Origin of the sequence: Mycolicibacterium peregrinum (assembly GCF_001665625.1) — a bacterium.
In the GTDB taxonomy this organism is placed as follows: Bacteria; Actinomycetota; Actinomycetes; order Mycobacteriales; family Mycobacteriaceae; genus Mycobacterium; species Mycobacterium peregrinum_B.
This window is the reverse complement of record NZ_LZSY01000176.1, coordinates 22,755-30,076: the sequence shown is the minus strand read 5'-3', so window position 1 is coordinate 30,076 and position 7,322 is coordinate 22,755. Positions and strand designations below refer to the sequence as shown.

The 7,322-nt window shown below is 68.4% G+C and carries 9 protein-coding genes; all 9 read right to left on the bottom strand.

The genetic code is table 11. From position 1 onward, the window contains the following. Nucleotides 1-943: 3-dehydroquinate synthase (gene aroB / locus A5779_RS28420; RefSeq protein ID WP_064887068.1), on the bottom strand; the 943-nt coding region annotated here is incomplete at its 3' end. Next, a complete protein-coding gene (locus A5779_RS28415) occupies nucleotides 936-1,667 on the bottom strand; it encodes a shikimate kinase (RefSeq protein ID WP_064887067.1) in 732 nt (243 codons plus the stop codon). The genes aroB and A5779_RS28415, both read right to left, overlap by 8 nt. Beyond that, nucleotides 1,667-2,875, bottom strand: a complete 1,209-nt coding sequence (aroC, locus tag A5779_RS28410; RefSeq protein ID WP_064887074.1) for a chorismate synthase — start codon at nucleotides 2,873-2,875, stop codon at nucleotides 1,667-1,669. The genes A5779_RS28415 and aroC overlap by 1 nt, the downstream gene beginning before the upstream one ends. A gap of 61 nt (nucleotides 2,876-2,936) precedes the next feature. Continuing rightward, nucleotides 2,937-3,299: a hypothetical protein gene (locus tag A5779_RS28405; RefSeq protein ID WP_064887066.1), complete on the bottom strand. Its 363-nt coding sequence runs from the start codon at nucleotides 3,297-3,299 to the stop codon at nucleotides 2,937-2,939. 82 nt (nucleotides 3,300-3,381) lie between these two features. Next, nucleotides 3,382-3,807, bottom strand: coding sequence for an A24 family peptidase (locus A5779_RS28400; RefSeq protein WP_064887065.1), 426 nt, complete (start codon nucleotides 3,805-3,807; stop codon nucleotides 3,382-3,384). Between the two features lie 51 nt (nucleotides 3,808-3,858). Further along, nucleotides 3,859-4,737, bottom strand: coding sequence for an LLM class flavin-dependent oxidoreductase (locus A5779_RS28395; RefSeq protein WP_064887073.1), 879 nt, complete (start codon nucleotides 4,735-4,737; stop codon nucleotides 3,859-3,861). 24 nt (nucleotides 4,738-4,761) lie between these two features. Beyond that, nucleotides 4,762-5,577 carry a shikimate dehydrogenase gene (locus tag A5779_RS28390; protein WP_064887064.1) on the bottom strand — a complete coding sequence of 272 codons (816 nt, stop codon included), beginning with the start codon at nucleotides 5,575-5,577 and terminating at the stop codon, nucleotides 4,762-4,764. Next, a complete protein-coding gene (locus A5779_RS28385; protein WP_064887063.1) occupies nucleotides 5,567-6,811 on the bottom strand; it encodes an endolytic transglycosylase MltG in 1,245 nt (414 codons plus the stop codon). Before A5779_RS28385 ends, A5779_RS28390 begins: the two co-directional genes overlap by 11 nt. Next, complete coding sequence (gene ruvX / locus A5779_RS28380; protein WP_055113549.1) at nucleotides 6,804-7,322, bottom strand: Holliday junction resolvase RuvX; 519 nt, start codon at nucleotides 7,320-7,322, stop codon at nucleotides 6,804-6,806. The genes A5779_RS28385 and ruvX overlap by 8 nt, the downstream gene beginning before the upstream one ends.

The following is a 7,322-nucleotide window of genomic DNA, read 5'->3' as shown; positions in this document are numbered from 1 at the left end:
AGTCCATCAGCTGGGGCAGGGCATCGCCGTCGTAGCTGACAGGCAACCCGAGTGCGGTCAGCACCGAGCGGTGCCGCTCGGCCGTCTTGTCGTCGAGACGTCCGGCCAACCGGCCCAATTCGGCCGCGAACACCAATCCCACCGACACGGCGGCACCGTGACGCCACTTGTACCGCTCACGACGCTCGATGGCGTGTGCGAGGGTGTGGCCGTAGTTGAGGATCTCCCGCAACTGCGATTCACGTTCGTCTGCAGCAACCACCTCGGCCTTGACTGTGATGGCCCGACGGATCAGTTCGGGCAGGACGGTGCCGGCTGGATCCAGGGCCGCTTCCGGATCGGCCTCGATCAGATCGAGGATCACCGGGTCGGCGATGAAACCGGCCTTCACGATCTCAGCCATTCCCGCGATGATCTCGTTGCGCGGCAAGGTTTCCAGCGTCGCGAGGTCCACCAGGACCGCAGCCGGTTGATGGAACGCGCCGACGAGGTTCTTGCCGGCGTCGGTGTTGATCCCGGTCTTGCCGCCCACCGCCGCGTCGACCATGCCGAGCAGCGTGGTGGGCACGTGCACGATGTCGACACCGCGCAGCCAGGTGGCCGCAGCAAAGCCCGCGACGTCGGTGGCCGCTCCCCCACCGAGGCTGACGACGGCGTCCTTGCGGCCAATACCGATGCGCCCCAGCACTTCCCAGATGTAGCCGACGACGGGCAGCTCCTTGCCCGCCTCGGCATCCGGAATCTCGATGCGGTGAGCATCAATTCCCTTGTCTGCCAGGTGTTGCCGGACAGCTTCGGCGGTCTGGGTCAGCACGGGCTGGTGCAGGATCGCCACCTTGTGACGGCCCTCGAGCGTGTTTCCCAACTCGCCGAGCAAGCCGGTTCCGATGATGACCGGGTAGGGCCGGTCCACCAGTACCTCGACGATTACCGGGTCAGTCATCATGTCGCTCCGCGTTGCGAGCGGCCAGGGCCGCGGGGGTGGGTATGGCTGCAGATTCAGTATCGGAAGTAGTGGCCGGGGCCTTGCCGCCGGTGGCCTCGGAACCGGACGAGGACGGTGCGGATGCCGCACCACGCCGCCACGGCGGGCGACGCCGGCGCCGCTTGGTGGTCCGCGCCGTCTGGCCCTGTTGCTTCTGGGGCTGTTTCTGGACCGGCGGGTTTTCCAGTCGCGTGACAATGCTGCGCACCACCGCCCCGGGGTTGCGCCGGTTGGTGTTGATCCGCATGGTCGCGACCCGACGGTAGAGCGGCACCCGCTCGGACATCAGGGCGCGGTACTTCTCGGCCCGGTCGGGGCCGGCCAGCAGCGGGCGGACGGTGGAACCACCGGTTCGGCGTACCCCCTCGGCGGCGCTGATCTCCAGGTACACCACGGTGTGCCCGGCCAGAGCCGCTCGCACCCCCGAGGTGGTCACCGCGCCGCCGCCCAGAGACAGCACACCGTCGTGGGTGGACAGCGCCGAGCGGATGACCTCTTCTTCGATACGACGGAACTCTGCCTCACCGTCGGTGGCGAAGATGTCGGCGATGGTGCGGCCGGTGGTCTCCTCGATTGCGGCGTCGGTGTCGAGCATCGTGAGGTTCAGCGCCTTGGCCAGCCGGCGGCCGATGGTCGACTTGCCCGAACCTGGCAGGCCGATCAGTACCGCCTTGGGGGCCATCAGCCCAGGGCCTGCGCCGCCGGCTCGCGCTCGGCGACGGCCCGCAGGTAGGCGTCGATGTTGGCGCGGGTCTCGGTCAGCGAGTCCCCACCGAACTTCTCCAGCACGGCGCGGGCCACCACCAGCGCCACCATGGTCTCCACCACCACACCGGCGGCAGGCACCGCGCACACGTCGGAACGCTGGTGAATGGCGACGGCCTCTTCACCGGTGGCCATGTCGACGGTGGCCAGCGCCCGCGGGACGGTCGAGATCGGCTTCATCGCGGCGCGGACCCGCAGCGCCTGGCCGTTGGTCATGCCGCCTTCCAGACCTCCGGCCCGGTTGGTCGAGCGCAAGACCCCGTCGGGGCCGGGGTACATCTCGTCGTGGGCAACGCTGCCTCGCCGGCGCGCGGTCTCGAAGCCGTCGCCGATCTCCACGCCCTTGATCGCCTGGATGCCCATGACTGCGGCGGCCAGTTGGCTGTCGAGTCGGTTGTCACCACTGGTGAACGAGCCCAACCCGATCGGCAGACCCGCGACGACGACCTCGACGACGCCGCCGAGGGTGTCACCGTCCTTCTTGGCGTCCTCGATCTCGGCGATCATCGCGGCCTCGGCGTCCTTGTCGAAGGCCCGGACCGGGCTGTCGTCGATCGCCTCCAGGTCGGAGAACTGCGGCGGAGGTCCGTCGTAGGGCTTTGACGCGCCGATGGAGATGACGTGCGAGACGACCTCCACGCCGAGCGCAGCCCGCAGGAAGGCACGGGCCACGGTGCCGGCCGCCACGCGCGCCGCAGTCTCGCGGGCGCTGGCGCGTTCCAGCACGGGGCGGGCATCGTCGAAGCCGTACTTGAGCATGCCCGCGTAGTCGGCATGGCCCGGTCGCGGACGGGTCAGCGGGGCATTGCGCGCTGCACCTTCTGCGGCAAGCTCGGCTTCATCGACCGGGTCCGGAGACATCACCGTCTCCCACTTGGGCCATTCGGTGTTGCCGATCTCGATGGCGATCGGCCCGCCCAGGGTGGTGCCGTGACGCACCCCGGCCAGCATGGTGACCTGATCCTTTTCGAACTTCATCCGGGCGCCCCGGCCGTAGCCGAGTCGACGACGCTTGAGCTGCGCCCCGATCTCCTCTGAGGTGATGGGCACGCCGGCAACCATCCCTTCGAGCATGGCCACCAGGGCGCGGCCGTGGGATTCACCAGCTGTGGTCCATCGCAACACGGCTGTCATTCTCCCACGTCGGGGTTTGCCTCCCGAAATCCGTGGTCACTCGTGACACGACCTACCGCTGTTGCGGCTGCTGCGATCCGTTTTGGTGCCGGCCGTACTGGTACCACCACTGTGCGTAGGCCTGCGCCTGTTCGACTTCCTTGCGCAGGGTGGACCGCGCACCCGCGTTGCTCAGCAACGAGAGCCAGTTCATGAACAGGATCGACAGGAAGCTCCACCAACCCAGGACGAGATTGTGCCGCTGGGCGCTGGTCAATGCGGCCTCGCACTGTTCGGCGGTTCCGGTCACCACGCGGGTCTGGTTGAACCACAAGACCAGCAGACCGGTGTGCCGAGTCGTCTCCACTCGGAACACCGGGACCGTGGGCGGCGGCGGATACTGCGGCGCGGCCTGCTGCCAGTGTGGTTGTGACACGCGAACCCCCCGGGACGACTGATTACCGGTGATGAGCGTAACCACGAAATTCTCGGGTCATTCGCACCAATTCGGCCGTCGGCTACACCAGCACCAGAGCGACCGCGACGGCACTGGCCGCGCACATCGACGGTCCGTGCGGCACGGTGCGGATACCACGCATGGCTGCCCCGAGGGCCAGGCCCGCGGTGAGCAGGGGTGCGGCCAGCGCGGCGAGCAGCCACACATCGATACCGAACGCACCGGTCATCGCCCCCAGCCCGATGGCGAGTTTGACGTCTCCCCCGCCCAGCGACCGGGGCGCCACCAGGTGCATCACCAGATACAGCACAGACAACGTCAGCGCCCCGGCCAGCGCGGCGCCACCGCGCCCGGCCACCGCCGCCACAACCGTGATCAGTACCGCGCCCGGCAGTGTCAGCCAATTCGGCAGCCGGCGTTCCCGGACGTCGTAGCCGCTCAGTGCAAGGAGCCAGACCACCACGACGGCGGCTATCCCTACCCCCATCAGTCGAGGCTAAGCGCGGCCGCCGGCCCGCCAACGCGCTTCTTTTGCGGGTCAGCCCGCGCGCTGCGCGGCCCCCACCGCACCCGCCGTTTGGGCGAAGCTGTCGAAATCGACGTCTGACCCCAACGGCTGGAGCACCACGGTCTGGGCGGCGTAACCGGCGATACCGGCGACGATCTGGTCGACGGATCCGCCGACGCCGTAACCGGCTGCCAGACCACGCTTGGCGGCCTCCTCGTCGAGACGTCGCCGTCCGTCCGCACCCGGAACACACGCCAGGTACTGCACAGCCGCGAATTCCGTCGCACTGTCCCGCTCGGCCAGCCCGGCAGCGACATGACCGAGCGATTCACCCGCAGAGTCCGGCGTGTTGGTGCTGTCGATGATCACACCGTCGGCGATCTCGCCGGCGAGCCGCAGCGTCTTCGGCCCGGTACCGCCGATGAGCAACGGAACGCGTTGAGGCGGAACCCAATCCAGTTGCACATCATCGAGATGCACGAAGCGGCCGTCGGTACTGACCGATTGGCCGGCGAGCAGTCGCCTGAGCGCAGCGTGGTATTCGCGCAAGAGCGTGAGCGGTGACGGCACCGCGGCCCCGGCCTGGCGCATCCAGGCCTGCACGCCGTGACCGATACCCACCCGGACGCGGCCGGGGTAGATCGTGGCCAGGGTCGCGAGCTCCATCGCGGTGGACACCACGTTGCGCAACGGTGCCGGGAGCACACCGATCCCCACGGTCAGCGTGTCGCTGCAGGCGAGCGCAACCGCGGCCTGCGCGATGCCGCCCTGCATGAAACAGTCTTCCCACAGCCAGAGTTCGTCGATACCGGCTCGTTGTGCGGCAGCCGCGGTGCGGGGCAGGCTCGCGGGTGAGCGGTCGGGGCGGAACACCACACCGACACGGGGCGGTTGGCCTGTCTGGATCATGTTCGCCACCCTACGAGCGAGGGCTCAGCCCAGTGCGGCGCGCATCGCCTCTTTGGGAGCGGGCATCCCGGTGAACTGTTCCACCTGAGCGAAGGCCTGGTTCAGCAGCATCTGCAGCCCGTTGATCGCCTCGCCGCCCGCCGCCTCGACAGCTTTGGCCAGTGGCGTGGGCCACGGATCGTAGATCGCGTCGAGTACGCGCGGCACTCGAGCCAGCTTGTCTGCGTAGGCCGCTGCCGCGTCGGCCGGAATGGTGCTGACTGCCGAGTCCGCGCCGGCCACCGCATCGGTCAGAGCTGCACCGCCGATGTCGCACCAACTGCTGTGCGCCCCGCAGCGACCGGCCAGATCGACCAGCCTCGAGGCCTTGCCCTCGTCGCGCGCCACGATGGTGATCTGCTGCACGCCGAGTTCGGCCAGGGCGACCACTGCGGCCGGGGCAGTGCCACCGGATCCGATGACCAAAGCCGAGTCGCCGGCCGTGCCGAGCGCTCCGGTGACCCCGTCGACATCGGTGTTGTCGGCTCGCCAGCCACCGGTCGGCATCCGGACCAGGGTGTTGGCCGAGCCCACCAGCTGGGCGCGGTCGGTGCGTTGATCGGCGAATTCCAGGGCAGCGAACTTGCCGGGCATGGTGACCGACAGCCCGACCCATTCCGGGCCGAGCGCGCCGACGAGGCCCGGCAGTTGTTCGGCGGTGCACTCGATGCGCTCGTACGTCCACGACGTCAGCCCCAGCGCCCGGTAGGCAGCGAGGTGCAGCTGCGGCGAGCGTGAGTGCGTGATCGGCGAGCCCAGGACGGCCGCGCGCCGGTCTCCGCTGTCTGACCTACCTGGCACTGTCGAGGACACCGTTGTGCTGCGCCTGTTCGATGTTCGCCAGATGCTGGTCGTAGTCACGGGTGAACAGCGTGGTGCCCTGCAGGTCGATGGTCACGAAGTACAACCAGTCCCCTGCCGCCGGATGCTCGGCCGCGGCCAGTGCGTCAGTGCCCGGCGAGCAGATCGGTGTCTGCGGAAGCCCTTGACTCATATAGGTATTCCACGGAGTGGTCTTGGCGCGGTCGTCATCGGTGGTCGCCACTTCCTGGCGGTCCAGCGGGTAGTTCACGGTCGAGTCGAACTCCAGCTTGCGGTGTTCGGCCAGCCGGTTGTAGATCACCCGGGCAACCTTGTCGAAGTCCTGTGGCTTGGCTTCGCGTTGTACCAGGGATCCGACGGTGAGGATCTGATACGGCGACATCTGCATGGCCGCGGCGGTGTCGAGCAGACCGCTCTGGGTGTAGACGGTGGCGCTGCCGCCGATCAGGGTCGAGAGGATGTCCTGCGGTGTCCCCGCGGGGTCGACATTCCAGGTGCCGGGCGCGATCAGCCCCTCCAGCCGCCGGTGATCGTTGGGCATCGCCGCAACGGGAGCAGCCGCCCATTCGGGTACCGCCAACGCGGCCGCCGGTGCCGATTGCGCAGCGGCCCGGAGCTCATCGACCGGCACACACCGCTTCTCGCCGTCGAGTTCGACGCAGGAGGCCTGGGAGATCAGCGTGAAGATGCCTTCGGTGACGGCCTTGGTCTTCACATCGGCGGTGTCGTCGAGCTGGCGCCCCTCCGGGATGGTGAGTTTGCCCACCCGGTTCTCCGGATCAGCCAGGCGTTCAACGGCATTGGCCGCCGGAATCTCGGTACGCAACTTGTAGAACCCGGGCTGGATCGCCGAGATCGCCTCATTCTTGTGGGCTGCCTCGACGAACACCTTGACCGTGGCGACCACCTTCTTGTCCTGCAAGGTCTTGGCGATGGCTGTCGTTGAATCGCCGTCGTGGACCTGGATGACGACATCGGCAACCCCGTCGCCCGCATAGTCGCCGGAGCTGCCGGACATGCTGTGCCACAGCTTGGACCCCAGGAACACCGCACCGATCACCACCATGATGAGCACGGCGAGAGAGAAGCCCCTGGTGGTGCGTCGCTTCCGGTCCTTGCGGGCTTTGCGGGCCCGCTCGGCCTTGCTCAGCCCGCGGCGCGGTGGTCCGACCACCTCGGGCTTGGCCTTGTCGGCACCCCACTTCTCAGCCATCCATGCCCTCTCCGCGCGCAGCCAGAGCCGCACGCCGCTGATCCAGCCAGGACTGCAGAATGCCAACCGCAGCGGCCTGGTCGATCATCGCCTTCTGTCCCTTTGCCCGAACGCCCGCTTCGCGCAAAGACCGTTGCGCCGACACAGTAGTGAGCCGCTCGTCAGCCAACCGCACCGGTATCGGAGCGATCCGGCGGGCCAGCAGATCCGCGAGTTCGATGGCGTCGACGGCCGAGCTGCCGGCCCGGTCGGCGAGCGTGCGCGGCAGTCCGACGACGACCTCGACGGCCTCGTACTCGCCGATCAGCGCCACCAGTCTGCGCAGATGTTTGCCCGACCGGTCGCGCTTGTCCCGCTGAACGGTCTCGACCGGGGTCGCCAGTATCCCGTCTGGATCGCAACTGGCCACACCGATCCGCACGGTGCCGACGTCGACGCCGATGCGCCGGCCACGTCCGGGGTCATCGTCCCCTGGGCGGTCCGGTAGCCGGTCGTCGACCGTGTCGGACAC

Coding starts and splice junctions, on each gene's coding strand:
- A5779_RS28415 (WP_064887067.1), bottom strand. CDS start 1,667: ATGGCCCCCAAGGCGGTACTGATCGGCCTGCCAGGTTCGGGCAAGTCG.
- A5779_RS28400 (WP_064887065.1), bottom strand. CDS start 3,807: ATGGGGGTAGGGATAGCCGCCGTCGTGGTGGTCTGGCTCCTTGCACTG.
- A5779_RS28395 (WP_064887073.1), bottom strand. CDS start 4,737: ATGATCCAGACAGGCCAACCGCCCCGTGTCGGTGTGGTGTTCCGCCCC.
- A5779_RS28385 (WP_064887063.1), bottom strand. CDS start 6,811: ATGGCTGAGAAGTGGGGTGCCGACAAGGCCAAGCCCGAGGTGGTCGGA.